This is a genomic window from Pseudomonas vranovensis DSM 16006, assembly GCF_000425805.1.
Taxonomy (GTDB): domain Bacteria; phylum Pseudomonadota; class Gammaproteobacteria; order Pseudomonadales; family Pseudomonadaceae; genus Aquipseudomonas; species Aquipseudomonas vranovensis.
This window is the reverse complement of record NZ_AUED01000041.1, coordinates 1-1,327: the sequence shown is the minus strand read 5'-3', so window position 1 is coordinate 1,327 and position 1,327 is coordinate 1. Positions and strand designations below refer to the sequence as shown.

1 protein-coding gene and 1 pseudogene are annotated in these 1,327 nt (G+C 51.8%); both read right to left on the bottom strand.

The annotated features are described in order from the left end of the window. A partial coding sequence (locus H621_RS27335) for a DUF6708 domain-containing protein (protein WP_036990154.1) occupies positions 1-773 on the bottom strand: 773 nt, incomplete at its 3' end. A gap of 28 nt (positions 774-801) precedes the next feature. Further along, positions 802-1,327: pseudogene (locus tag H621_RS28780) on the bottom strand (hypothetical protein); the annotation flags it as partial.

Below are 1,327 nucleotides of genomic sequence, written 5' to 3'. Positions count from 1 at the left end.
TGCCAGGGCCAGGGGAAATGCGAGGTGATGCGGGGCCGCGGCAGGCCTTGGGGGCCTTCGTCCATGAAGCGACGGATGAACTCCCATTCGTCGCGAAGCTCGGCCTGGTTGTTGCCGGCCTTTCCGACCCAGGCATCCTCGGGGTGGAGGGTACCGGTAACGCGCGGTGACCAGTAGAGGTACAAGGGGACACCTACGCCTCCTGCGATTGCAGTCTTATCACTTGCGCCTGAGGAGGTCACACCTTTCCAGGGCAAGGTCACGATGCCGCCGCAGTAGCTGGGGCGATGCAGGTGAACTTGTTGAGTTTTGCGGTTGAAGCGGATTAGTAGATGGCGAGAGGTGAACATTTCAAGGCGGGAAATGCGTAAGCCAAATTTGAAATAGACCCCGGCAATCGTTGATATCATAAGGCTATAAAAAACCACCGGAAACAGGAGGTGTTTGTAAGTCTCCTGTTCAATAAGGCTCTCAATAAAAGTGAAGATTAATTCTATGAGGGCTCCTGAGTAGAGAAAAACTGGCATGAAAAAGGCAAGTGACAATATTGTTATTAGGCCGCGTTTTGTTTCCCACATGCCACTGCGAAGTTCTATTATGTTTTCGCTAAAAACATAAACCGGTCCTCGAGTTCTTGGTGTCTCGCTGACGCAAAAGCGTGATGCGGCCTGATCTTCATCATCTTCACTTTCATAGGGTAGCTCTCTTTTAATGCCCCACTTTCTATCAAATTTTTCATCGCCTTTGCGAGCGTCCTCTCGCTCTAATTGCATTTTCCAACACCCCCATTCAAAAAATACATCACACCACCTCGTTGATGGCGTCGAACAGTGCGCCGAGTTCGTCGCTATCATTTTTGTATTTCTTTGTCTCGGTATTACGGCTAAAGCAACACTGGCTACACCACTTTTCAAGAGCGCTCTCATCGATAATCATGAGTATCACCGTAGCCCCCAGAACAATCGCGCCACCAATCCAGCTCATACGGCCCAGCAAGAGCATGGCGGTCTGGTTGGTTGTCAAGCGAGTAGACAGTCGAGCCAGGGTTAAAAAGCGTGCTTCTTGTCCCGTGTTTCGAGCTTGCATGGCAAGCCAACCGAAATAGGCCCCTGCTTGGGAAAAAGCAATCCCGCCGTGGCCTATTAATAGACTGATAGTTGCAATCGCTCGAGCACCATAAGCAGTAGCCAATAGATTATTTCGCGTGGTGTTTCTATCAAGCTCTCCGATGCTGTCCTGAACATCCCACCCAATACTCACCAATCCCCCCGCAGCCGCCATCCCCGCGCCCCACAGCCGATACCGCCCCAGGCTGATCTGCGCCCCC